The 24,527-nt window shown below is 30.8% G+C and carries 21 protein-coding genes; 18 read left to right on the top strand and 3 right to left on the bottom strand.

What is annotated here, in order from left to right:
• The first annotated feature begins 45 nt into the window (after window positions 1–45).
• The 4 genes from ACX6CF_RS04565 (at window position 46) to ACX6CF_RS04550 (ending at window position 3,954) form a co-directional block, all read left to right on the top strand.
• Entirely contained in the window at window positions 46–894 is an 849-nt protein-coding gene (locus ACX6CF_RS04565; protein WP_458784118.1) for a GNAT family N-acetyltransferase, read from the top strand.
• A 254-nt stretch (window positions 895–1,148) separates the two neighbouring features.
• On the top strand, window positions 1,149–1,847 hold the full coding sequence (locus ACX6CF_RS04560) for a GGDEF domain-containing protein (RefSeq protein ID WP_458784206.1): 699 nt from the start codon (window positions 1,149–1,151) through the stop codon (window positions 1,845–1,847).
• Between the two features lie 188 nt (window positions 1,848–2,035).
• Window positions 2,036–2,893, top strand: a complete 858-nt coding sequence (locus ACX6CF_RS04555) for a DMT family transporter (RefSeq protein WP_458784117.1) — start codon at window positions 2,036–2,038, stop codon at window positions 2,891–2,893.
• Window positions 2,894–3,012: 119 nt separating this feature from the next.
• A complete protein-coding gene (locus tag ACX6CF_RS04550; protein WP_458784116.1) occupies window positions 3,013–3,954 on the top strand; it encodes a flavodoxin domain-containing protein in 942 nt (313 codons plus the stop codon).
• A gap of 16 nt (window positions 3,955–3,970) precedes the next feature.
• On the opposite strand, the gene ACX6CF_RS04545 is transcribed toward ACX6CF_RS04550, so the two are convergent.
• A complete protein-coding gene (locus ACX6CF_RS04545) occupies window positions 3,971–5,455 on the bottom strand; it encodes a phytoene desaturase family protein (protein WP_458784115.1) in 1,485 nt (494 codons plus the stop codon).
• Between the two features lie 191 nt (window positions 5,456–5,646).
• Here ACX6CF_RS04545 and ACX6CF_RS04540 point away from each other — a divergent pair, with 191 nt between their 5' ends.
• The 6 genes from ACX6CF_RS04540 to ACX6CF_RS04515 all read left to right on the top strand — a co-directional run bounded on the left by ACX6CF_RS04540 (window position 5,647) and on the right by ACX6CF_RS04515 (window position 13,091).
• On the top strand, window positions 5,647–6,525 hold the full coding sequence (locus tag ACX6CF_RS04540) for an AraC family transcriptional regulator (protein WP_458784114.1): 879 nt from the start codon (window positions 5,647–5,649) through the stop codon (window positions 6,523–6,525).
• Entirely contained in the window at window positions 6,515–6,988 is a 474-nt protein-coding gene (locus ACX6CF_RS04535) for a GyrI-like domain-containing protein (RefSeq protein WP_458784113.1), read from the top strand. Before ACX6CF_RS04540 ends, ACX6CF_RS04535 begins: the two co-directional genes overlap by 11 nt.
• Window positions 6,975–7,937, top strand: a complete 963-nt coding sequence (locus ACX6CF_RS04530) for an ABC transporter ATP-binding protein (RefSeq protein ID WP_458784112.1) — start codon at window positions 6,975–6,977, stop codon at window positions 7,935–7,937. Before ACX6CF_RS04535 ends, ACX6CF_RS04530 begins: the two co-directional genes overlap by 14 nt.
• Window positions 7,931–8,677: an ABC transporter permease gene (locus ACX6CF_RS04525; RefSeq protein WP_458784111.1), complete on the top strand. Its 747-nt coding sequence runs from the start codon at window positions 7,931–7,933 to the stop codon at window positions 8,675–8,677. The genes ACX6CF_RS04530 and ACX6CF_RS04525 overlap by 7 nt, the downstream gene beginning before the upstream one ends.
• A gap of 114 nt (window positions 8,678–8,791) precedes the next feature.
• Window positions 8,792–9,721 carry an AraC family transcriptional regulator gene (locus tag ACX6CF_RS04520; protein ID WP_458784110.1) on the top strand — a complete coding sequence of 310 codons (930 nt, stop codon included), beginning with the start codon at window positions 8,792–8,794 and terminating at the stop codon, window positions 9,719–9,721.
• Between the two features lie 13 nt (window positions 9,722–9,734).
• Window positions 9,735–13,091 (top strand): TrmO family methyltransferase domain-containing protein, encoded by a 3,357-nt coding sequence (locus ACX6CF_RS04515; RefSeq protein ID WP_458784109.1) that lies wholly within the window; start codon window positions 9,735–9,737, stop codon window positions 13,089–13,091.
• Between the two features lie 108 nt (window positions 13,092–13,199).
• On the opposite strand, the gene ACX6CF_RS04510 is transcribed toward ACX6CF_RS04515, so the two are convergent.
• Window positions 13,200–13,577, bottom strand: a complete 378-nt coding sequence (locus tag ACX6CF_RS04510; protein WP_458784108.1) for a metal-dependent transcriptional regulator — start codon at window positions 13,575–13,577, stop codon at window positions 13,200–13,202.
• Between the two features lie 420 nt (window positions 13,578–13,997).
• On the opposite strand from ACX6CF_RS04510, the gene ACX6CF_RS04505 reads away from it, so the two are divergent.
• The 5 genes from ACX6CF_RS04505 (at window position 13,998) to ACX6CF_RS04485 (ending at window position 17,802) form a co-directional block, all read left to right on the top strand.
• Complete coding sequence (locus ACX6CF_RS04505; protein ID WP_458784107.1) at window positions 13,998–15,161, top strand: iron-containing alcohol dehydrogenase; 1,164 nt, start codon at window positions 13,998–14,000, stop codon at window positions 15,159–15,161.
• Window positions 15,162–15,288: 127 nt separating this feature from the next.
• Window positions 15,289–15,945: a phage head-tail adapter protein gene (locus ACX6CF_RS04500; RefSeq protein ID WP_458784106.1), complete on the top strand. Its 657-nt coding sequence runs from the start codon at window positions 15,289–15,291 to the stop codon at window positions 15,943–15,945.
• 89 nt (window positions 15,946–16,034) lie between these two features.
• Window positions 16,035–16,613, top strand: coding sequence for a TetR/AcrR family transcriptional regulator (locus ACX6CF_RS04495; RefSeq protein WP_458784105.1), 579 nt, complete (start codon window positions 16,035–16,037; stop codon window positions 16,611–16,613).
• Window positions 16,614–16,655: 42 nt separating this feature from the next.
• Complete coding sequence (locus ACX6CF_RS04490; protein WP_458784104.1) at window positions 16,656–17,378, top strand: putative ABC transporter permease; 723 nt, start codon at window positions 16,656–16,658, stop codon at window positions 17,376–17,378.
• A complete protein-coding gene (locus tag ACX6CF_RS04485; protein ID WP_458784103.1) occupies window positions 17,329–17,802 on the top strand; it encodes an HD domain-containing protein in 474 nt (157 codons plus the stop codon). The genes ACX6CF_RS04490 and ACX6CF_RS04485 overlap by 50 nt, the downstream gene beginning before the upstream one ends.
• A gap of 110 nt (window positions 17,803–17,912) precedes the next feature.
• Here the strand turns inward: ACX6CF_RS04485 and ACX6CF_RS04480 are convergent, their stop codons facing one another.
• The gene (locus ACX6CF_RS04480) at window positions 17,913–18,989 is read right to left on the bottom strand and encodes a glycosyltransferase (protein WP_458784102.1); all 1,077 of its coding nucleotides are present in this window, start codon (window positions 18,987–18,989) and stop codon (window positions 17,913–17,915) included.
• A gap of 213 nt (window positions 18,990–19,202) precedes the next feature.
• Between ACX6CF_RS04480 and ACX6CF_RS04475 the strand changes: the two genes are divergently transcribed.
• The 3 genes from ACX6CF_RS04475 to ACX6CF_RS04465 all read left to right on the top strand — a co-directional run.
• Entirely contained in the window at window positions 19,203–22,337 is a 3,135-nt protein-coding gene (locus tag ACX6CF_RS04475; RefSeq protein WP_458784101.1) for a hypothetical protein, read from the top strand.
• Between the two features lie 81 nt (window positions 22,338–22,418).
• Complete coding sequence (locus tag ACX6CF_RS04470) at window positions 22,419–23,495, top strand: clostripain-related cysteine peptidase (protein ID WP_458784100.1); 1,077 nt, start codon at window positions 22,419–22,421, stop codon at window positions 23,493–23,495.
• 75 nt (window positions 23,496–23,570) lie between these two features.
• On the top strand, window positions 23,571–24,527 hold a 957-nt coding region (locus ACX6CF_RS04465; RefSeq protein ID WP_458784099.1), incomplete at its 3' end, for a hypothetical protein.

Raw genomic sequence — 24,527 nt, 5'->3', positions numbered from 1 at the left:
GTGTATAATTAATTGAACCAAATACTTTTGAAGGGATGATAATGTATGTATAAAATTAAAAAATGTTCTAGGGTATCAGATTCAATTGTATTCAAAGCTTTTACAGATGGATTTGCAGACTATATGATACATGTTGAGATGGACAAAAAATATTTTATTAATAGATTCTTCGGTCCAGAAGGAAATGATAGAGAACTTTCATTTATAGCATTCAAAGAAGATATACCAGTAGGTATAATTCTGGGAGGAGTTAAAGAAGGGGAAAATGTCAAGACGTTAAGATGTGGTGGTATGTCACTTATTCCTTCTGAAAGAGGTAATGGACTTGCTAAGACTTTAATGGAATATCATGAGAAGAAAGCTAAAGAAATTGGATGTAGGCAGTTATTTCTTGAAGTAATAAAAGGTAATGACAGAGCTATAAACTTTTATAAAAAGATGGGCTATGAAAAAGTATATAATTTAACTTATAGAAAATGGGAAATTAAAGATAAGAGCAACATAGGTATAAGCCCTTATGACAATAAAGTGGAAGATATGACTTTTGAGGGTATTAAATCTTTAAGAGAAATTGAATATTCACATTTACCATGGCAAAGTGATTTTCCTTATTTCAAAAATATAGAGTGTAACTATTATGGTATTAAGGAAAAGGGAAACATTGTTGCAGGAATTGTAGCAACCAATAAACGTTTAATTTACTTATGGGTACATCCAATGTATCGTATGAAAGGATATGGAAAGTCATTATTGAACAAAGTTATTACAGAATTGGAACCAGAAGAGCTTAATGTCTCATATACTAACAATTCACAGGTACATACTTTTTGTAATCATTTGAATATGAAGATGGAATCAATAAGTCAATTAGAGATGTATAAGTGGTTAGCTTAATAATAAATATAGCTATTTTGTCAGCCCTAGAACTCCACAATGAGTTCTAGGGCTTATATTTTATAGTATGAATTTGTTCTGAAATTATTATAAATTGAGTTTTTGTCCATATTAACTACATCGTTATTGTTTAACTATTAAATTATGCTAAAATAATATATAATATAAGTAAGATATGTTAGACAGCATATAATATACCAACAGATGAGGTGACCATTATGTTCGAAAAACTCGTAAGGAAGCATTCAGTGCAGATGGTAATATTTTTTATATGGTTTATTAGTGTACTCATATCTGGGTTATTGACTTTATTTATAATGAGAATTACGTTAGATGAAAATTATATGATTGCTTTAATAATAGCTTGTTCAGCTGCAACTGTTGCTTCACTATCAACTTCCATTCCCACAACTCTAGTGTACAAAAAGATAATAAAGATGAAAGATGAAATAATTAAATTATCTAAAATAGACGGATTGACTAAGTTGTTGAATAGAACCTCATTCATGGAATTATATGAGCAATTAGTTAAGGTATCCATTGAAAAGCAAGATAGCTTAGCAGTAATTATATTCGACTTAGACCATTTTAAACGTATTAACGATTCTTATGGTCATGCTGGTGGAGATAAAGTCCTTGAGAGAGTAGGTACAATAATTAAACAGTTATTACCAAAGCAAGAACTGATTGGTAGGTTTGGGGGAGAAGAATTCATAGTTGTTTTGCATGAAGTAACAAAAGATGAAGCTGGAGTTATTGGTGAGAGAATTAGACGAGAATTAAATAGCAGTATAATATATAATGAAAAAGAAATTAATTTCACTGTTAGCGTGGGAATCGTCCATACAAGTCATTGTAATCTGGATACTGATAGTCTAATAAAAATTGCTGACGATAATTTATATATTGCCAAAAGAAGTGGGAGAAATAATACTAGTATTGAACATGTGTAAAATCATGAAGAAATATACATATATTAATATAATAGGATATAATTAGTGTATTAATAATTTGTTCAAAGTACCATTCTGATATTAACTTTATAGAATGGTACTTTTTCTATTTTTATATGATAACTTTGAACCTTGTTAATAGGTAATAGATAGAGTATAATGTATCTCAGAAATGTAGGAGGACAATTATGGATAATAAACCTAAAGCAGTACTATTTATGCTGATTTCTGCGATTGCGTTTGCTCTTATGCAGACAATGGTGAAATTGGCTGGAGATATACCAACATTTGAAAAAGTTTTATTTAGAAACTTGGTAAGTTTATTTGTTGCACTAAGCGTTATTTATCGTACAAAAACACCTATGTTTGGGAAAAAGGAGAACCAAAAATATCTGTTAGGAAGATCTCTTCTAGGATTGGGAGGAGTAGTTTTTTATTTCTACGCCATCAACAATCTTATTATGGCTGATGCGGCGATGCTTAACAAGTTATCACCTTTTTTTGTAACTATTTTTGCTTGCATATTCCTAAAAGAGAAATTGAACAAGATTCAAATACCTTCATTGATTATAGTATTTATTGGGGCAATGTTAATCATTAAGCCTGAGTTCAGCTTTGAAGTGTTGCCGGCAGGAGCAGGATTGCTTTCGGCGATATGTGCAGGAGCGGCATATACAATAGTGAGATCATTAAAAAATAAGGAAAACCCATCTACTATTGTGTTTTACTTTTCTTTCGTTTCAGTTATCGTGATGATTCCATTGACCATAATGAATTTTCAGATGCCTACGGGTATGCAGTGGGTGTACTTAATAGGAACAGGTGTTTTTGCAGCTATGGGTCAATATGGATTGACTTTTGCATATAAATATGCACCAGCTTCTGAAGTATCTATATATAACTATACCACTATCATTTTTGCTGCAATAATGGGCTTTCTTGTATGGGGAGAATTGCCAGATTGGCTTAGTTTATTGGGAAGTATATTAATTATTGTCACAGCTGTAGTTGCATTTATATACCAGAATAAACGAATTGAGGAATAAAATCATAGGACATCAAAGTTTCTAATACTTCATATAATGAACTAGTGCATGCTATTGAATTTGCTATAACTTAGGTAAATAAATAAAATATCATTAATGTTTTTTAGGGAGGAGTTATTATGGATACGATTATCGTTTATGAAAGTAAGTACGGGTCTACTAAAGAAATTGCTAAGGACTTGGCTATGGTATTAGGTCCTGCAACATATTGTACAACAGATGAGTGGAAAGATGAATATAAAAATAGTGATTATATTATTATAGGTACACCTATCTATGGGGAAAAGGTTAATCCTAAGATATATGATTTTGTGTATATGAACAGGGAATGGCTTAGTAACAAGAAAGTATTTTTGTTTTGCGTTAGTTTAAGGAATGAAGGTGCAGAGATATATTTAACACCTTTGAAAGATATATTAAAAGGAAGTGTTGTTTCTACAAAGGCTATAGGTGGTAGACTTCTACTTAATCAGTTGGATAATGAAGATTATACCATGATGAAAAATTTCAGTAACGCATACGGAATGCCATTTCAGGACGTTGACTCATTTGATATAAAACAAATTACAGAGTACGGGTTATATATTAGAAAACAAAGAGATTATTTGATTAGAATGCCAATAGAAGAATTGAAAATCTATATAGAGGAATTTTTAGGAAAACATAATACATGTGCGCTTGCTACAGGATATGATAACGAAGTAAGAGCTACACCAGTAGAGTATACATACAATAAAGGTCATATGTATATTTTAAGTGAAGGCGGGTTCAAATTTGCTAATATATTGTTGAATGATTATGTTTCTATTACAGTCTATGATTCATTTCAAGGAATGAACACTTTAGCTGGTTTGCAAATGACAGGAAAAGCAGAAATCATTGAAGACGAATGTGAAGAATATCTTGCTTATCTCAGGGAAAGAGGAATAAGACAAGAAAAGCTGCCTTCTCCATTACATCTTATCAGTATAAAAATTGAACATGTGGAAATATTGAGCTCTGAGTTGAAGAAAAGGGGTTATGGGGTAAAACAGTATTATAATTTTTTGAAAGAGACCTAGATTTAATCTAAGTCTCTTATTTTTTCAATATCTCTTCCACCACAAGCTTACTAGACAATAACACAATAGAAATTCCTGTACCAGGGTGAACGGAGTTTCCTACAAAATATAAATTATCTACAGTAGGAGATTTTATATGAGGTCTAAAATAGTTAGTCTGTAAAAGAGTAGGGCTAAGTCCAAAAGAAGTTCCACCATAAGAATTAAATCTTGTTAACATATCATTAGGAGTTGTTATACTTTCATAAATGATATTTTCTTGTATATCTGATAAACCTTCTATAGTAGAAAGTTGAGCAAAAACTCTATTTTTCATTATGTTGATTGTCTTGTTATTCCAAGTAATATCATTGAATAATAGATTAGGTACACGAACTGTTATATTCACACATTCTGTATCTTCTTTTGCCATAGTATCATCTACTTTGCTTGGACAATATATATATAATGAAGGATTCTCAGGAAGGTTTTTAAAGAACGCTGATTGGATATTTTTTTCGAAATCATCACCAATATAAATATTATGGACTGATAGCTTAGGATATTTTTTCTTAAGACCTAGATGCATTATAAATGTAGAGCAGGAATATTTCATTTTAGATATTTTTTTATCAGTATATTTACCTTTAGCTTCATTATCTTTAATTAATTCTGTAATTGCATACGGAAAATCTTCATTACACACTACTATATCAGCTTTATCAATTCCAGATTTACTTTTAATCCCTGTTGCAGAACCATTCTCTATAACTATTTCTTCGACAGGAGTATCAGTTATTATTTTTCCACCAAATTCATAAATCATTTTTTCTAATGCTTCTATATATGAATACATACCACCCTCAAGATGTGTAAGACCATATAGCTGACTTATGGTAGGAACTAAATTGTAGATATTAGGACCATCAAAAGGAGATATACCAACATATAGAGATTGAAAAGCAATTAGATTCCGTAGATTGTTACTATCTATATAAGAAGATATATGACTGTAAGCATTACTGAATGTATTGATTTTCAGCATTTTCTGCAATGAGACAAAGTTAAAAAAGTCAACAGGTCTTCTAAAAGAATTATTAAGAAAATATTTATTGGCGATTAGATATTTTTCATATACTTTAGATAAAAATTTATAGTAGCCTATTGAGTCTTTTTTTGATAAAGCTTCCAAGCTTTCAGTGAGTTTACCAATATCCCTGAAAAGGTCAAAATGAGTCCGATCGGAATAGAATGCTCTATAGATAGGGTCTAAATCTATAAAATTAATATAATCTTTATAGTCCTTACCAACATATCTAAAAACATCCTTATATATTTCAGGTGTCATCAATATAGAAGCGGTGAGATCGAATCTAAAACTATTTGTCTCAATAAGATTAACTCTGCCGCCTATCCTATTGTTTTTTTCATAAATGGTCACTTTGTATCCTTTACTTAATAATTTCACAGCTGTAGCTAAGCCACCAACACCAGCACCAACTATTATTACGGATTTATTCAATTTAATTGCTCCTTCAAAAGGTAATAACTTAGTTTTTGATTTTTTAATATAAATTATACTTATTGAGAAGATAAAAAAATAATGGGTATAAATATCAAAATATCCATTAAATTAAAGTTTACAAAACAGGACACTAAAAGAGAAGATATAAAATTTTAATTGTGCTAAACTTTTACTCAGGAGGTGAAGAAATGGAATGGTTAACGAAACTAAGTAAAGCAATAAATTATATAGAAGAGAATTTGACAGGAAATATCTCATATGATGAAGCTGCTAAGATTGCTTGTTGTTCAACATACTACTTTCAACGTATGTTTTCCTACGTAGCAGATATACCACTATCAAGCTATATACGGCGCAGAAGAATGACAAAAGCCGCTTTTGAACTACAGACAAGTGACAAAAAAGTTATGGATATTGCATTAAAATATGGTTATGATTCTCCAACTTCTTTCAATCGTGCTTTTCAGAGAGTTCATGGTGTTTCACCTACTGCTGCTAGAAAAGAGGGGACCATTTTAAACTCTTATCCACCTATTAGGTTTAGTATTAAGGTTACTGGAGGTGAAAGTATGAGGTATAGAATTGAGAAAAAAAATCCTATAAGGATAGTTGGGATTAGAGTTCCACTGAAAGAAGACGTAGAACAGAATTTTAAGATAGTACCAAAGTTTTGGGGTGAAACATTAGATAGCAATATATTCACTGAAATATGTAAGCTGCCTAATAAAGAACCAAAGGGTGTATTGGGTATTACTGAATATAAAAATCCAGAAGAGATTTATTACTATATTGGTGCATCAACAGATAAAGAAGTTCCAGAAAACATGTCTGTATTGGAAATACCAGAAGCTACATGGGCGATTTTTGAATGCGATGGTCCATTACCAGAATCAATTCAAACCATATTTAGACGTTTTTTAACAGAGTGGTTACCATTCTCTAGTTATGAATATGCAAAATTACCAGATATAGAAGTCTATCCTATAAGGGGTGATAAAGCAAAAGGTATACATTCAGAAGTATGGATAGGAGTTAAGAAGGTCAAGGAGGAAGACAATGAAATATGATATAGAAATCAAAGATGTTGAACCAATCAGAGTGGCATCAATGGGTTATAAAGGAAATATTACACAAGCTTCTAGACAGTTCCCCAATGTATTCAAATCCATTAGAGGAAAATTAAACGGGGCACCATTTTTTGCTTATTATGATGTAGATGAAAAAACTGGTATAGGTGAATTGGAATTATGTGTTCCTACTAGTGAGACCCCTAATAGTCAAGGGATAACAATAAAAGAATTACCAAGGGTAAAAGCATTATGTCTTACACATATTGGAGGGTATGATGGATTACCAAAGGCTTATGAGGCAATGATAAATTATTTAGAAGAAAATAATCTGAAGGTACAAGCGCCTTGGAGAGAAGTATATATAAAAGGACCTGGATTAATACTCAAAGGTAATCCAGATAAGTATATTACTGAGATAATATTTCCTATTGAAGAGGGGGAAAATAATGCTGGCAATTGAGACTGACAAACTGGTTAAACAATATAAAAATGGGGTTAAAGCTCTTGATGGTCTGAATCTACAAGTGAATAAAGGAGAGATATTTTCTCTTCTAGGACCTAATGGAGCAGGAAAATCTTCTCTAATCAATATCTTAACAACTTTTTATAAACCCACATCCGGTAAAGTTACCATCTTAGGTAAGGATTTATGTAAAGACCCTTCGTGGATTCGTACTCAGATTGCTTGTGTGGCACAACATATTTCCATTGACGAACATCTATCCCTTATGGAAAATATGATGTTTCAGAGCAGGATGTATAAAGTGGATAAACAAGTAGCAAGAGAAAGAATTAATTCATTGATTAATAGTTTCGGTCTTGTAAGTTATCTAAAATATCCTACATCTTCATATTCGGGAGGGATAAAACGTAGATTGGATATTGCTATGAATATGGTGTCACTTCCTAAAATACTATTTCTGGATGAACCAACTGTAGGTATGGATGCCATGTCACGAAAATCAATGTGGGAGATGTTATTAAAGATACGTGATGAATATAAAACTACCATTTTCCTTACAACACATTATCTAGAAGAAGCAGACTGGTTAAGTAATAATATTTGTATTATGAAACAAGGTAGAGAATTAGCACATGGAACATCTTCAAGCCTAAGAGGAATTATCAAGCAGAATATGATTCATATAGTATTCATGGACAAGAAGGAAGTTGTAAAATATAAAAATATGCTTGATAGTACTGGTTTAATCAAGTTCAGTAAGACAAGAGATAATTCTATTTTTGTTGGGGTAGAAGATAGTAGAGTAGGGTTTAAAGCCATTAACAAATGGCTGATGGATAATAATGTGAATTTCAGTGCTATTGAGATTGTGGAACCAACATTAGAAGATGTATTCTTAGCATTAACAGACTCGGACAATAATAGAGGGGAGGTACTTATATGTTGAATTTTTTATGGCGTAACATGAAATGGCGTTTTCAGAATCCTATTTCAATATTGATACCAGTATTACAACCTTTTATATGGCTAGTTCTATATAGTGCTGTAGCAGGACAGACAATGAAAAGTATAGATAACACTAATTATACTGCTTTTATTTTACCGGGACTTATTGTGTTAGTTGCCTTCGTATCATCTTGCAGTGGAGGAATAATCAATTTCATCAATAAGTCTAATGGGAGTTTCTATAGAATACTTATAGCTCCTGTAAGTCGAATATCAATAGTATTAGGTCAAATGATGGAATCAGTATTACTATCTTTTTTAGAAATTGCTATTTTATGTATTACAGGACTTTTTTTCTCGGTTAAGATAGCATCTGGAATTTTTGGGGTTTTATTAATAATTCTATTGATATTTTTGACAGCGTTCTTTATGTCTGGGTTATGTTATTCCATAAGTCTTATGCTTCCTAATGAAGTTATCTATGAAACCATAATGAATGCTATAGTACTTCCTGTTTTCTTTTTGAGTTCTGCATTATTTCCAGTGGATAATTTGTCTGGTGGACTGAAAGTAGCAATCAATCTCAATCCTTTTACACATATAATTAACGCTATACGAAGTCTTATATTTGGAGAATCAATAATGTTAGGAGACATTTTACCTGTTATATTACTATTTATTGTTTTGTGTTTTTTAAGTTTTGCTCTTGCCTTTAGAAGACTTAAGAAGATAACATTGTAGTATAATTCAAAAATAGAAGCACTTGAAATTCGGTGCTTTTACTTTTATTAAATTTTGTAGACTTATAAATTAAAAATATGTTAACCTAATAATTATAATAGATGAAGAGGTGGTATGATGAAAATTATATTCAATGAATCAAGGCAAATATACATATCCATGATTAATAAGGTTCAAGATTATATAGAAAAGCATTTGGATGAAGAATTAACGGTAGAATTGCTTGCAGGTATTGCTTCATTTTCTAGTTTCCATTTTCAGAGAATCTATAGACAGATAACTGGAGAGAGCCTATACAGCTATATAAAAAGACTACGTTTAGAAAAAGCTACATTTCTATTAGCGACCAATAATAACAAAACGATTCAAGATATAGCCCTATCACTAGGTTACTCTAACCAATCATCCTTTGCTAAAGCATTTAAAAACAAATTTGGAATGAATGCAAGCAAGTTTAGAAATCTCAGTGAAAACGATAGGATGCTAATTATTGAGAATATAAATAGTGCTCATGATAGCACGAATGGAAAAGTATATGATAAAGAAATTGACTATACTACACCTATGGAATTATCTGTTCAGATGATGAAGCCAACAAAAGTAGTTTATATAAGGCATACAGGATCATATAAGGGTGACAGTAATCTTTTTGAACAATTATTTACAAAATTATATTCATATACTAGTTCATTGGATATTATAAAAAAGGATTCAAAATGGTTTGTTGCCTATCATGATTTTGGTGACTTAACAATGGAAGAACAACTTAGACTAAGTGTATGTATGTCAATAGATACAGATATTAGAACCAATGGCGAATTTGGCAGTATGATTCTAGAAGGTGGGAAATATGCGGTAGGAAGGTTTGCATTAAAACCAGAGGGATATCAACTTGCTTGGAATTATATGCTATCAAAATGGCTTCCAGAAAGCGGTTATGTACCAGATGACCGTGTGTTTTTTGAATATTATCCACCAGAAGACAATATCAACCATAAAGAGGAAAAGATTGTTGAAATATTTATCCCTATAATTCCTCTTTAGAAATGGAGGTTCTATGGAAAAATTACAATTTCAGCCAATAGGAGATTTTGAATTAATAGGAAAAGCAAGTAATGAGCTTAATAACACAGCTATGATTACATTAAGAAAAGGATTTGAAAAAGCAATCACAGGGTTGAGTAATTTTAGTCATTGCATAATTTATACTAAGTTAGTAGATAAAATTATGTGTTACGGCACAAAAATAGAGGATATCAATGTAAGTAAAGGGCAAATATCAATTGATGAAATTAATGTTAAAGGTGATATCGTAGATATAAAACCGTATTTTCCATGTGAAGAAAATATACAAGATACGATTATTAACAAATCGGCTACTATTACTTTTGAGGGAAATGTGATTGGTAAGTACGTATATATCAATAAAAAAAGTATAATCAGGATAGAAGAGTCACAGCATCTTACAAATACTGGAATACAGTCATTTTTAGAATTAATAGAGAAAGGTGATTATCTTAGAATACTTTGGTGGTTTCATAGATATGATAAAAAAGATTATCGTAAAATCAGGTTGTGTAATCCACCTTATGAAAATGCACCTAGATGTGGAGTTTTTGCAACTAGATCACCTGTAAGACCTAATCCACTGGCATCCACAGTTATAAAGGTCAAATCTGTGGATAAAGTCAATCATTTAATTGAAGTCTGTGGATTTGATGGTTTTGAAGACACGAATATATTACAGATTATGCCGTATAATGCTGTCACTGTTTTTGATGATGTAAAAGTTCCGGATTGGGTAGCTCACTGGACTGGTTACAAGATGTTTTCGGATTTTGATAAAATGATAAATATTCCTAACAGAGATTTTAACAGACATATAGATAAGAAACAACCAATATTTATACAAGAGTTAGAACCAGAAAACAACTTAGAATTAGAGAATATAAATTCTAATGAGATTATTGTTGAAAATGCTTCTATCCATAATCTAAAAGATATTTCTGTGAAAATACCAAAGGATAAAATTACAGTAATAACAGGAATTAGCGGAAGTGGTAAGTCAAGTCTTGCTTTTGATACCATATATAATGAGAGTAAAAGGCAGTTCATGGACTTGATTGCCTCCAATACACACATAGATAATGATTACAATGATTCAAAAGTGAAAAGAATAACTGGATTACAGCCTGCCATAGCCATAGAGCAGAGAAATCTAGGGATGAATCCAAGGTCAACAGTAGGCTCTGTGTCTAGAATTGGAGATTATCTAAGACTACTATATGCTACCATAGGTGAGAGAGTATGCCCTCATTGTAATGAAACTGTTCCTAACAATAACGTGTGCAGTAAATGTGGTAGTATTTTTTTCTCACTGACGCCTTCTGTATTCAGTTATAATAATCCAGATTATATGTGCCCTGTTTGTAAAGGATTAGGGGAAAAAATGAAAATAGATACTAATCTTATCATTGATAATCCTGAGAAGTCAATCTTAGATGGAGCTTCGCTTTGGTGGGGAAATCTAAGAAAGTTCAGAGAAAATCCAAATGCTAATTGGATGAAAGGTGAAGTTCTTGCACTAGCTGATGATATGAAGGAAGATTTGGAAGTTCCTTTCAAGAATCTATCGGATGATTTCAAAAAACAACTATTTTATGGTACCGATGGAAGAGAAGTTAGCCTTGACTATATGAATTCTAATGGTAGAAAAGGTACTATAACAAGACCTGTTGAAGGAGTAGTAAATATTATGTATCGCCTTATGAAAAATAATAATAAGGATAAACCTCTAAATCACCTTGAACGATTTATCGTTAAGAAAAAATGTGACCGTTGTAATGGGGAACGCTTAATAGATGAAGCACGTTTAGTCAAAATAGGTAATACACGCTATCCAGAAGCTGTTTCCTTGAGCATAGACAATCTCAGGGACTGGTGTCATACAACATATGATTCTCTAAGTGATAGAGAAAAAGAAATGTCAAAAAGTATTTTTATTAAGATATTGTATAGATTAAAGAAAATACAACAAGTAGGATTAAGTTATCTAAGTCTTGATAGGAGTATTCCTACTTTATCAGGTGGAGAGGCTCAGAGATTGAAGATAGCTACACAATTTGGTTCTTCTTTTACTAACGTTCTCTATATAATGGATGAGCCATCTAAAGGACTTCATCCCAGAGACTATAGATTTCTAATAAAAACAATAAGTGATCTGAAAAAGTTGAATAATACTATAATTATGGTAGAACATAAAAATGCATTTAAAGAAATAGCAGATTATTTGATAGAGATAGGTCAGGGAGCAGGAAAATATGGGGGAGAATTAATAAGGGCAGAGGAGGTTGTGAAAGAAAATAATGTACCAGAATATGATAAAGAGACTGATATAGATATAATCCAAGTACAGGATTATGATTATCTTGAAAAATTAGATTTGAAGCCTATTGGTAATTCCATAAGTAAAGATAAATTGTTAGAGTTAAAAGGTATAACTACTAATAACTTAAAAAATATTGACATCACTATACCATTATCAAAATTGACTTGTATTGTTGGTGTTAGTGGTTCAGGTAAGAGTAGTCTCATATCAGAAACTTTATACCCAGCAATATTAAAAGCAACTGGTAAAAAAATGGAATCCATTGGGAGATGCAAAGAAATTATAGGAGTAGATAGTCTAAAAGAAGTTTATTATGTTAGCCAAAAGCCTATAGGAAAAACTCCTAGGTCGAATCCGGGAACATATACAGGTGTATTTGATTTAATAAGGGATTTCTACTCCAGATTGGAAGCAGCAAAAGAAGGTAAATTGACAAAAGAACATTTTAGTTTTAATAGTAAAAAGGGTCAATGCCCTGAATGTAAAGGAGCTGGACAGATAGCAGTTCCTATGCATTTTATGCCAGATATCTACACAGTATGTTCTAAATGTAAGGGAAGAAGATATCTTGAAAAAGTATTGGAAGTAAAATATAAGGGGTATTCTATAGCTGATTTACTTGAGTTAGAGATAAAAGAGGTAAAAGAAATATTTAGAGAGCAGGAAAAAATATATACTATACTTGATATGTTAGATAAAGTAGGTGTTGCCTATATAAAATTAGGTCAGAGTGCAACAACTCTTTCAGGAGGAGAGGCACAGCGAATAAAACTTGCAAAAGAGCTATGTTCAGGTAAAACAAAAGATGTATTATATATTCTTGATGAACCTACAACAGGACTTCATGATAAGGATGTACAAAAACTTATAAATATTTTGGGAGAACTGACGAATAATGGGGCGACTGTTATAGTTATTGAGCATAACCCTATGTTAATTAAAAGAGGGGATTATGTTATTGAGATGGGACCAGAAGGTGGAGATTTGGGAGGATATGTAATTGGAGAAGGATGGTTAGGGCATTAAATGAAATTTAATTGACTTCTTATTAAGGAAACATCTGAAGTTTTAGTTATTATGGGATAAAAATTGTAAAAATTTGGTAAAAAAATGACTGAAAAACAAAATTTGTTTTCAGTCATTTTTTAAGTAATAATTTAACATAGCTGATACGGATTCATCACTGATAACATGCTCGATGGCACAAGCATCTCCGTCAGCAATTACAGGATCAATATCTAAGATTTCTATTAAGAAACGACTGATTACATGATGTTTATGAGATGTCTGTTCAGCTATAATCTTACCTTTTTCTGTTAGTACGATTTCTTTGTATTTTTCATTAATAAGTAAACCTTTTTTAGTTAATGTAGTCATGGCACTATTGGTGCTGGCTTTTGTGACACCAAGACGTTTTGCTATATCAGATACTCTTGCACTTCCATTACCTTCTTGTGATAGTTCATATATTGCTTCTAGATAATTCTCCATAGTGAAAGTTAATTTTTTCATTTAATCTACTCCTTTGTGTTCTTATATCATTATATCAAATAAATACTATTATTAAAATATTTTATTTAATACTATTTTTTCGACATTATCAATGAATCTTATAGCAAAAACAACTGTATCAATACATTATTTACCATGTAAATATATAATATCAGTAATTATATAACAATACTTACATATAAAAATGTTATTTTAGACGATAAATAAGTATAATGTATTATATTAAATGACATTAATTTGTTTAAAAATAATAATAAATACAAAAATATTGAAATATAAAATTGTATAACGTATAATTAACTTAGTTTATACTATATAAAAAATAATAAGTAGTATTATTAGATAATACTGCTGTTTTTCTAGATTTGGTCCAACATAAATGGCTAAAATGTCCATTAATAAATATGATAGGAGTTTTATATGAAGAATTTTGTTTTTAACACACATACGAAAGTCTATTTTGGTAAGGAAAAGATTGCAGACTTATCAAAAGAAGTGACGAATTATGGTACTAACGTTTTATTGGTATATGGTCAAGGTGCAATTAAAAAGAATGGAATCTACTCTGAGGTGATAGAGGTTTTGAATAAATGTAATGTGGTTGAGTTTGGTGGCATTACACCTAATCCAAGGATAAAAATGGTAAGAGAGGGTATAAGAATTGCACGAGACAATAAGATTGATGTAGTTCTGGCTGTTGGAGGTGCAAGTGTGATTGATTGTGCTAAAATTATAGCAGCAGGATATTATTACGAAGATGACCCATGGGATCTAGTTATATGTCCAGGAGAAATCAAGATAGTACTTCCCATAATTACTGTTTTGACATCTTTTGGTACAGGTTCTGAGATGAATGGCAGTGCAGTAATCAATAATGAAGAAGAAGAGGAGAAAATAGGTACGTATTCTCCTTTGCTGCAACCTGAATTATCAATTCTTGACCCCGTATATACATATTCTCTGTCAGCAGACCTTACAGCAGTAGGAATAGTAGATACTATGTCCCATGCAATGGAAAGCTATTTTTCGAAGGATAAAGATACATTTGTTCAGGATAGGATTGCAGAGGGAATCATTAAAACATGTATCAAATATGGTCCAATTGCAATAAAGGAAAGTGATAACTATGAAGCCAGAGCCAATCTTATGTGGGCAGGGGCTCTTGGATTAAATGGACTTATTGGTGCAGGAAAGACTTCAGCATGGTCCTGTCATCCAATGGAACATGAGTTGAGTGCATTCTATGATATTACTCATGGAGCAGGAATGGCTGTATTGATAACTAATTGGATGCGTTACATATTAAATGATAAAACAGTAGATAAATTTGTGGAATACGCTGAGAACGTATGGTACGTATTTAACGAGGATGATAAGTATAAAAAAGCTGAAAAAGCTATTGAGATGACTAGAAATTTCTTTGATGAATGTAATATGCCAGGGACACTTGGTGAATTAGGAATTGATGATGAAAAATTTGAGTCTATGGCAGTAAATGCGGTGAGCAATGGGTTATTGACATTTGCTTATGTTCCGCTGAAGAAAGAAGATGTTGTTAATATATATAAGATGTGTTTAGAATGAGATAGAATATATACTTTAATATATTAATAATAAAGATAACAGGGAAGGTTAAATTCAGAAGATTATGGTGTAATCTAGATACATAGAATGTCTAAAGTATATTTAAGAAAGACGGAGATGATAAATAATGAAAGAGAAAGCTGAACTATCGTTACTTTTTAAAGAGTTCCAAGGTGCAATTAAGAAAAAAGACGAATTTGAAATAGGTATAAAACATCTGTTAGAATTTAGAAAGGAATTATGGGAAATATATCAATTCATTTTTGATAATGTCAATGATGAAGAATATTCTTTGATGCCTTTGGCAAAAGATAAGACAATAGCTTACTATCTATATCATTTGACTAGGATTGAAGATATTTCTTCAAATACATTGATATTGGATCAAGAACAGATCTTTTATAAAAACGATTACCAAAATAGGATACAATCCCCTATATCCACAACAGGTAATGAAATACCTAGAGAGCATTTGGTGGAATTTTCAAAACAATTGAACATAGATGAATTGAAAAATTATATAGCAGATGTTTTCCAAAACACTAGTAAGTTAATTGAAAATATGACACTCAAAGAAAGCAGAACAAAGGTTAGTGAGGAAAGAAGGGAAAAGCTGATAGGTTTGAATTCCGTATCTACCGATGAAAAGGCTTTTTGGCTTGTGGATTATTGGTGTAAGAAAAATTATAGGGGCTTGCTACTCATGCCTTTTTCAAGACATCAATTCTTGCATTTGAATGGATGCTTGAGAATATACAGGAAAAGAAGAAAGATTAAAAAATAGTAGTCATTTTTTAATTTGACACATCTAAGATATTAGGATATCATAATTAGTATAGGACGGTCGTCCGAATTATTTGGAGAGGATTGTATATGATGAGTAGTAAAACTAATCAGTCAGAATTAATTCTAGATGCGGCTTATAAATGTGTTTCAGAAAAAGGTTATGCCAATATATCATTGAGAGACATAGCAAAAGAGGCTAATGTTGCACTTAGTCAATTACATTATTATTTTGGAAGCAAAAAGAAATTATTGCAAGAGATAATCAAACGAATGATTGGTAAATATACAACGGAACTTGAAAAACAGATAAAAAAAAGTCAATCAGACAAAAAGGAAATATCAAATGTTTTTAACTTGATTAAAGAAGCATTAGAAAGAAATCCTGAACTTTTTAAGATATTATTCGATTTATCAAGTTTAGCTCTTAGGTCTGATTCATTCAAACTTATGTTATCTGACCTATTTGATCATTTGTCAGGAGTTATAAAAGAATGTATTGACGAAAGCAGTTCAATAGTAGATGAATTCAAGGACTTTTCTTCCAGTACTTTATCAAGATTGATATTAGGAAGTGTTTTAGGTGTAGCATTTGAATATATTCTCGATTCTAATAAAAATGAAGATATACTCGACTCATTAAACGCTTTATCTGTGATTTTTAAATAAACACATAGCTTAATTATAAAGACATAAGAAGGAGTTGAGATAATGGTTGAACTAAGTAGATTGATGATTTACTTTAGTATATATTCTTTTTTAGGCTGGGTATGGGAAACATCTTTTGTATCAATATGTACTGGGAAATTTGTTAATAGAGGATTTCTAAAAGGCTTCTTCATTCCTATATATGGATTAGGGGCATTATCTGTAATTATGGTACAAAGGATTATAGGAAATACTCCGAACAGTTATATATTCAATTTATTCATAGTTGTAATTGTATCCACATTGGTTGTTACAACACTTGAATTTTTAACTGGTTTCACAATGGAAAAAATATTCAATAAAAAATGGTGGGATTATAGTGATAAACGTTTTAATCTAAAAGGATATATTTGTTTGAAATTCACATTAGGTTGGGGAGTATTCATTTTTATATTTTTATTACTTTTGCATCCTAATATTTCATACTATATAGCTAGCTTCAATGAGGGTGTAATAGTAAGTATGGCAATCATATTTACAGTATATCTTATAGCAGATGTGATATTATCAACTAAAGAAGTCATATCACTTAGGGAAGCTATCAGAAAATATGCTGAAGTTCCATTTGAAAAATATCGTATGAGTGTTATAAAATACAGAAGAATTTTTAATGCTTTCCCATATTTATTAAAATTAAATGCAGGATCACTAAAATTTGACGTAAGGAGTATTCTTAATGAAAGTGTTGAAAAGTTTAAGACACAAATCGTTAGTAGATTTAGGTAATGTCAGGGAATATAGAGAGTGTGTTTCAGAGTTGTTGAGGCATCCAAATGTAAAATCCATGGAAACATTTATCCAACACTCAGATGTTACTACATTGGACCATTGTTTAAATGTTTCCTATAAGAGTTTTATTATATGCAAACGTCTACATCTAGATTGTCGTGCTGGGGCTAGAGGTGGATTATTACATGATTTTTACCTATATGATTGGCATGAAACAAAACCAAAAGAAGGTAAACATGGTTTTGTTCATCCAAGGATTGCTCTTGATAATGCAAACAAACACTTTAGTTTAAATAAACGTGAACAGGATATCATTGCTAAGCATATGTTTCCTCTTACGTTGAAAGTACCAAGATATGCAGAATCTTGGGTAGTTACATTAGTTGATAAATGGATTGCTATGAAAGAAATAATAATGTAATTACTAATACAATGAAAAACCATTAAAATGGTTTCAACAATTTTTCTTCACAGAAGAATAAACATAAATAATCTATGTAATTTAAAGATACAATTGGTGAATTAAGGTAATTATTTTTCTGAAATAATCTGGTTAAAAAATTTTTTGTTATTAAGTAATATTTTATTTTTAGGTTTATACTTAAGTGCCATATCATTATTTAGAATTGCTTGTTTTAAATTTCCAAGTTTATAGTTACAGATACTTAATTCTGTATAAGGTATGAAATCCCAGAAATCATGTAGAATAAACCCCCATCTCTTTTCTGGTTTAACTAATCTAGTGGCTAAATCAAAATAAAAAATGGCTTTATTATACTGATTATATTTTTTATAATAGTAGCCTATATAACAGCATATTTCTGCTCTAGGTAAATCATATTCTAAGCTCCTTATTAATGTTTTCAAACATTTTTTAGGTTTGTTTTTTGCTGTATATATTTTAGATAAATCTATGCAGGAATCTATATAGTTGGAAAGATATTCTCCTTCTGTATCCAGAAATTTTTCGTAATAAATAATAGCTTTATCGTATTTACCATGAAAATAGAGTTCTCTAGCATAATAAAACCAATTTCTAGGTGATAATTCTTTACCATTATCAAATTGTTTTTCTAATATTTTAAGATTTCTATCAGATTTAGCATGTTCTTTTTTGTGAGTTATGCACACTTCTGAAGTATAAGTTTTAGCTCCTCTAAAATCTATATATTCATGAACAGGACTATACCATTTATAATTTCTTGTTCTTTTCAATAATCGTTCTCTATAGAAGGAAATTGTTGGTTCACCGTTTTGTACCATAAGATTGTATTTCATCATAACTACGTCAATGGTTGGGCTCAACATCTTTTTTATCTCTTTTAATCTAGCCATATCTTCTTTTAAAATAATATCATCTGCATCTAGCCAAAGGATATATTCTTTAGTAGCTAGAGAGAAAGAGTAATTTCTTGCTTTTGAAAAATCATCAACCCATTGAAAGTCATATATTTTATCTGTATATTTAAGAGCAATTTCTTTAGTATTATCCTTTGAACCAGTATCCACAATGATAATTTCATCTACAATCTTATATATGCTTTCTAAGCATCTATCAAGAACTAGAGATTCATCTCTCACAATCATACATAAACTAATTGTTATCATAGTAACCTCACTTAATCCTATTTTTACATTAAATAGTATATGATATAAACATTTGATTTGTGTATGAACAAGGTGTAGCTAATTTAGTGTAATCACATAGAATATAGTAGGTAATTCTATGTGATTATTTAATACGTCTTGATTGATTGGGTTAAAAATAATTATTGAGCTACTTAAGATGAATTATACAAAATTTAAAAAGGAATGATTGAAATGGCATTTGATCCAAATTTATTTATTGTAGATGTTGCACCTGATCCTGCTAATATAGTAATAGGTAGAGAAGGAATAGTGACAATTACTGCATCAAATAATAATCCAAGTGATTGGGGGTATAATTACACTCTACAAATGACAATACCAGATGGTGTATCTTTCGTAAATTCGGATATTCCAGTAACTTCTCAAGTAATAAATATTGATAATACTATAACTCTTACCTGGTTAAATATTAAAGATTTGGCACCAAATGAAACAGATTATGAATTTGCAATTGTGTTAATGGCTGATGAAAACTATAGAGAAACAGGTTTGCCTGTTCCGTTTAACACAGTGTTAACACCAGTTGCTATAGAAGCAACAGTAGATACAAAGCCTAGAGGTGATGGGGAACCAGGTAATATACAATATGCTAAAAGTGATTCTACCAGTGTAAAATCTTCACAATACGCAGTAACAAAAATTGCACCTAATAAAATACCTAAGGGGGCTGGAATACCTTCAGGGGATAGTCCTCAATGGCCATTTGAATACGAATTTGTAATCGAAAATAACACTAGAATAGTATCTTCAGTAAGTATACTAGATGTTTTAGATAATGGGATTCGTTTTATAGGACCTATTACCGCTGTAGGACCTGATTCTGTTCAATTGATACCACCGAATCCAATAGTCATCAATCCTACTCCTGGGGGACAAGATAATGTGACAATTGAATGGACTAATGTTGATTTAAGTGTTAATTCAATAAATATTGTAAAATTTGATGTAGCTATATGGAATAATTATACTGTTGGAGGCATTGAAAATTCAGGTGATAGAATTCCACACCAAACCCCTATGAACAATATGGTAACATTAACTGGAACTTCAGGACCTGTTTCAAGTGAAGTTTCTACATTAGCAATGGATATAACAATTAATAAGAGTCAAAGTCCTATTGAATTACTTATAGGATCAATTATTGATTATACTATTGTTTATCGGGTTAACCAATATGATAATGTTGATGATGTATTAGTTACAGATATAATTAGTGATGGTCAGACATTTCAGTCAGCGACACCAACACCTACGTCTGTTTCACCAAAAGATCCTATAACTGGCGAGACTACTGTTACTTGGGATTTTGGAACACTTGTAATTTCTACATCTGGTACAATAACATTTTCTACTGTTGTTGATACCAATTATTTTGCGACATCAGAGCATGTTTTGGCAGGAGATACGCTAACCAATATGGTAGATATAAATGGGGAGAATGCAAATTTTGGTACTCAAACGCCGGATAGTTCAGATAGTTTTGGAGTAATTCAACTGCCTTCAATAGATAAGCAATTATTAGATTACTATTATAAAGATGGAACTTTGAAATCTTCTACTATAAATGCAATGGCTCCGGGTGATTTTGTTGAATTTCAGATAACATATAATGCACCATTAAATCCCCCACAGGCAGATGTAATAATTGATGATTTTTTTCCATTAGTTATAGATGCATCGACAATAACATCTATTGTCTATAACCCTTTTGACCCTATTTCAGGACCATTACCTACTGGAATTGAAGGAGTAGAGTGGTTATTAGATAATAGTATCCCAGGAATGACCATATGGACTGTTGTATTTAGGGTACAGATGAAGAATACTGATTTCATAGGATCTGAAAACAATCTGGCTAAGCTGAAATTAATGAATTCAGATAATATGATATTTAGTGATCGTGACCAAGTATTAGTAAACTTTGGAGAGCCTAATATAAACTTAGATAAAAGTGTTGTCGGACCTTCCCCTAATGCTATATTACCAGGTCAAATATATACTTATACAATTATTGTTAGTAATCCTCAAAATATAGATGGAACAATTGTAGATGCCTTCGATGTAAGCCTTTCAGATATTATTCCAGACTTACTAACTTATGTTCCATTAAGTTTATCAGCGATTGCATCAGGAGGTACACCTAGTTTTAATGTACCTGTATTTACATCTCCAGATCAAATAAATATGGAAATATTACAATTAAAACCTGATGATGAAATAACTCTAACTTATCAAGTAACTGTAGACGCAGGGATTGGTCCAGGTATTAGTTTAACAAATGATGCTGAAACTACTTCTCCATATTCACAACCATTTGACCCTGTCGGTACTAATTATCAGTATCCTAATTTAGAGCGTTCAGATAGTGAAACATTAGTAAGTGCTGATTCAGCAGTTGAAAAAACTGTTGATAATAATGTAACAGTGATAGGTGATACAGTTAATTATACGATAACTTGGACTGTTCCAGAGGGATTACAAGCTTACGATGTTAGGATTGTAGATATATTACCAAATGGTCAATCATATGATAACGATCCTTCACCTGTACCTCCAGAATCAGTTGTAGGTCAAACTATTAGGTGGCCAACAATACCTGTTGTAGATGCTACTGCTGGAGCTGTAACGTTAATATATTCTTTCAGAGCATCAATTGACAGTTCAGCTTCTGTAGCTCCTGACTATACAGAAGTTCAGCGTAATAGAGGTAGAGTAATCTGGAATTCAACACCTACAGGATTCCCAATGAGAGAAACTGATTTTCAAAATGTTAGAGTTGAAAATCCACATGTCAGTATTGAAAAAGGAGAGCGAAATATTTCTAGGGGGGAAACTAATTTTGTAACATCAACTAATGCAGTTGGTGGAGAAATAGTTGAGTTTAGAATAAGTATAGTTAATGATGGATCAGCAGATGCGTATAATATAGAAATTACGGATACTACGGGTGGTCTAAGTACTGGCTTAATATTTATTCCATCAAGTATAGTTGCACCAGCAGGAACAACAGCCACATATCAGCTATTAACTAACCAAGTTCTCTGGAATATTCCTTACCTACCAGAAGGTGATTCCTTAGAATTGCTATTTAGAGTACGTATCGCAAAAGGACTGATACCAGGAAGTATTATAAACAATGATGGAATAGTAGATTCATATTCAAATATTAATATGATGTTTATGTACCCAACTGAGAGATCAAATCAAGTAGAAATTATTATAGAACCAGGTATTAGAGGAGATTCATTAGAGGAATTGTTGTGCTTGGATGATATTAAGATACAAAAATATAAAAATATTGATTGATAGATATGTTTTAGCTGTTATATAAAAATCATTAATTCAATGAAATAAATAATTAATGCTCAAGGGAAAGGAACAATATTGTTGGATAATAAATATAGATCTGAATATAAAGAATGGACAGTACTAATATATGCTGCTGGTAATAATAATTTACAGGAATTAATATATAATCAATTTGAATCAATTTTAACTACTACAAAAATGGAGAATGTTAATGTTATTGTTCAAATTTCTAAAGATTATTCCCAAAAGGGTATAAATTGTACTGGATGTAAACGATATGTTATAGATAACGATAGAGCTATTTTATTAAATGACTTGGGAAAAATTAACATGGCTCAACCAGAAGAATTAAAAAAATTTATTGTTTGGGGTAGCAATAGATTTCCATCTAGACATATTGCGGTAATTATGTCAGGTCATAGTGCTGGATTTGTAGGATTAATGAAGGATTGTTCAGAATCAGGGACTTCTTTTATGGGCATTGAGGGATTCTCAAAAGCATTATATTTATCAAGAAAAAGTATAAAAAGATATATTGATATATTAGTTATGGATACTTGTTTTATGGATGCTGTTGAAATATGGCATGATATTATAATAAATAGTAGGAATGCTGTGAAGTATGTAATCCTTCCACAGGATAATGCTCCCCAAAAAGGATTACTTTATAATGAAATAATTAATTCATTGAATGCCACTAAAGCTGGATTTATATCTTACAATGTTATGAAAAAAATTATAAATAGCAAAATCAAAAAAAATAATATATTTTGTGTATTTCTTGCAAATGAATATTTTAGTAAATTAAAGGAAATTATAAATCTTTATTCACAACTGTTGTTAATAAAAGACAAAAAAATAAATAATGATAATCAAGAATTTGATTTTATTCCATTATCAGATTTATTAAGTAAGGAAAGCTTAATGGATTCAGATATAAATAAATGCTATACAGTGATTAAATATATTTTAGACAAAATTATATTAGAACCTAATTCTAAAACCATTGAGGGAGAAAGAAGAGGGTTAAAGATATATTTCCCACATAACTATGATGTTTATTCTAAGTTTAAGGATATGTATAATTCAATGAAATTTAGTTATAACAATAGGTGGATACAAGTAATAGATGATAAATATATAAGTAATTTGTAATACACAGGATGTGTCAACTATTAAATACACTAGAAGAATTAAATTGTTTAATAGAGTTAGAAGGAGAGAAATATTGTGAAAGATTTGCGGTATTATAATCCACGTTCTAAATCATTGGATTGTTCGGATAATAGCCACATAATATGTGCTTTTAAGGAAATTTTAAAAGAGATTAATTGTATTCAAGAATTATTGTATTACCCAGAAACTGGTCTTGATGAAATAAAAGAAGAAGTTAGATGGACAAAAAATACTCAATGTAGTTTAAGCGAAATAGAAAGAAAAATAAGCCGAATAGATAGATTGCTAAGGAATCCCTGTTTTGGATTGAAAGAAATTAAAATAGAAGTCGCTAATATTGAAGAAATATCATATAAGATTAATAAAAGATTGAAAAAGGTTTATTGTAAATTGATTAATCCCAAATATGGGTTAAAAGAAATAAAAAAAGAAGTATATTATATTGAAAAATCAATTGATAAAATTATATGCGATTTAGAAGAAATTATGAGCGGAGTTAATACAATAGAGGAAACTGTATTGAATCCGAAATATGGATTGAAAGAAATAAAAAAAGAAGTAAAAGCAATAGAGAAAACAGTATTAAACCCTAAATATGGACTAAAGGAAATTAAGAATGAAGTAAGAACGATAGAAGAGACCGTGTTAAGTCCGACTTATGGATTGGAAGAGATCAAGAGCGAAGTAAAAGTCATAGAAGAAATAGTACAGAGTCCAACCTATGGATTAGAGGAAATCAAAAGTGAAGTAAAGACGATAGAAGAGACCGTATTAAGTCCGACCTATGGATTAGAAGAGATAAAGAGCGAAGTAAAAGTCATAGAAGAAATAGTACAGAGTCCAACCTATGGATTAGAGGAAATCAAAAGTGAAGTAAGGACGATAGAAGAGACCGTATTAAGTCCGACTTATGGATTGGAAGAGATAAAGAGCGAAGTAAAAGTCATAGAAGAAATAATACAGAGTCCAACCTATGGATTAGAGGAAATCAAAAGCGAAGTAAGGACGATA

This window comes from Vallitalea sediminicola (assembly GCF_054408565.1).
The sequence above is the reverse complement of the archived record's forward strand: the minus strand, read 5'-3'. Positions and strand labels throughout refer to the sequence as shown.

Bases quoted from the DNA above. Each gene is read 5' to 3' on its own strand.
- ACX6CF_RS04480 (WP_458784102.1), bottom strand. From the start codon at position 18,989: ATGATAACAATTAGTTTATGTATGATTGTGAGAGATGAATCTCTAGTT.
- ACX6CF_RS04530 (WP_458784112.1), top strand. From the start codon at position 6,975: ATGCTGGCAATTGAGACTGACAAACTGGTTAAACAATATAAAAATGGG.
- ACX6CF_RS04565 (WP_458784118.1), top strand. From the start codon at position 46: ATGTATAAAATTAAAAAATGTTCTAGGGTATCAGATTCAATTGTATTC.
- ACX6CF_RS04555 (WP_458784117.1), top strand. From the start codon at position 2,036: ATGGATAATAAACCTAAAGCAGTACTATTTATGCTGATTTCTGCGATT.
- ACX6CF_RS04495 (WP_458784105.1), top strand. From the start codon at position 16,035: ATGATGAGTAGTAAAACTAATCAGTCAGAATTAATTCTAGATGCGGCT.
- ACX6CF_RS04535 (WP_458784113.1), top strand. From the start codon at position 6,515: ATGAAATATGATATAGAAATCAAAGATGTTGAACCAATCAGAGTGGCA.
- ACX6CF_RS04520 (WP_458784110.1), top strand. From the start codon at position 8,792: ATGATGAAAATTATATTCAATGAATCAAGGCAAATATACATATCCATG.
- ACX6CF_RS04540 (WP_458784114.1), top strand. From the start codon at position 5,647: ATGGAATGGTTAACGAAACTAAGTAAAGCAATAAATTATATAGAAGAG.
- ACX6CF_RS04515 (WP_458784109.1), top strand. From the start codon at position 9,735: ATGGAAAAATTACAATTTCAGCCAATAGGAGATTTTGAATTAATAGGA.
- ACX6CF_RS04510 (WP_458784108.1), bottom strand. From the start codon at position 13,577: ATGAAAAAATTAACTTTCACTATGGAGAATTATCTAGAAGCAATATAT.
- ACX6CF_RS04550 (WP_458784116.1), top strand. From the start codon at position 3,013: ATGGATACGATTATCGTTTATGAAAGTAAGTACGGGTCTACTAAAGAA.
- ACX6CF_RS04525 (WP_458784111.1), top strand. From the start codon at position 7,931: ATGTTGAATTTTTTATGGCGTAACATGAAATGGCGTTTTCAGAATCCT.
- ACX6CF_RS04475 (WP_458784101.1), top strand. From the start codon at position 19,203: ATGGCATTTGATCCAAATTTATTTATTGTAGATGTTGCACCTGATCCT.
- ACX6CF_RS04560 (WP_458784206.1), top strand. From the start codon at position 1,149: ATGGTAATATTTTTTATATGGTTTATTAGTGTACTCATATCTGGGTTA.
- ACX6CF_RS04490 (WP_458784104.1), top strand. From the start codon at position 16,656: ATGGTTGAACTAAGTAGATTGATGATTTACTTTAGTATATATTCTTTT.
- ACX6CF_RS04485 (WP_458784103.1), top strand. From the start codon at position 17,329: ATGAAAGTGTTGAAAAGTTTAAGACACAAATCGTTAGTAGATTTAGGT.
- ACX6CF_RS04505 (WP_458784107.1), top strand. From the start codon at position 13,998: ATGAAGAATTTTGTTTTTAACACACATACGAAAGTCTATTTTGGTAAG.
- ACX6CF_RS04500 (WP_458784106.1), top strand. From the start codon at position 15,289: ATGAAAGAGAAAGCTGAACTATCGTTACTTTTTAAAGAGTTCCAAGGT.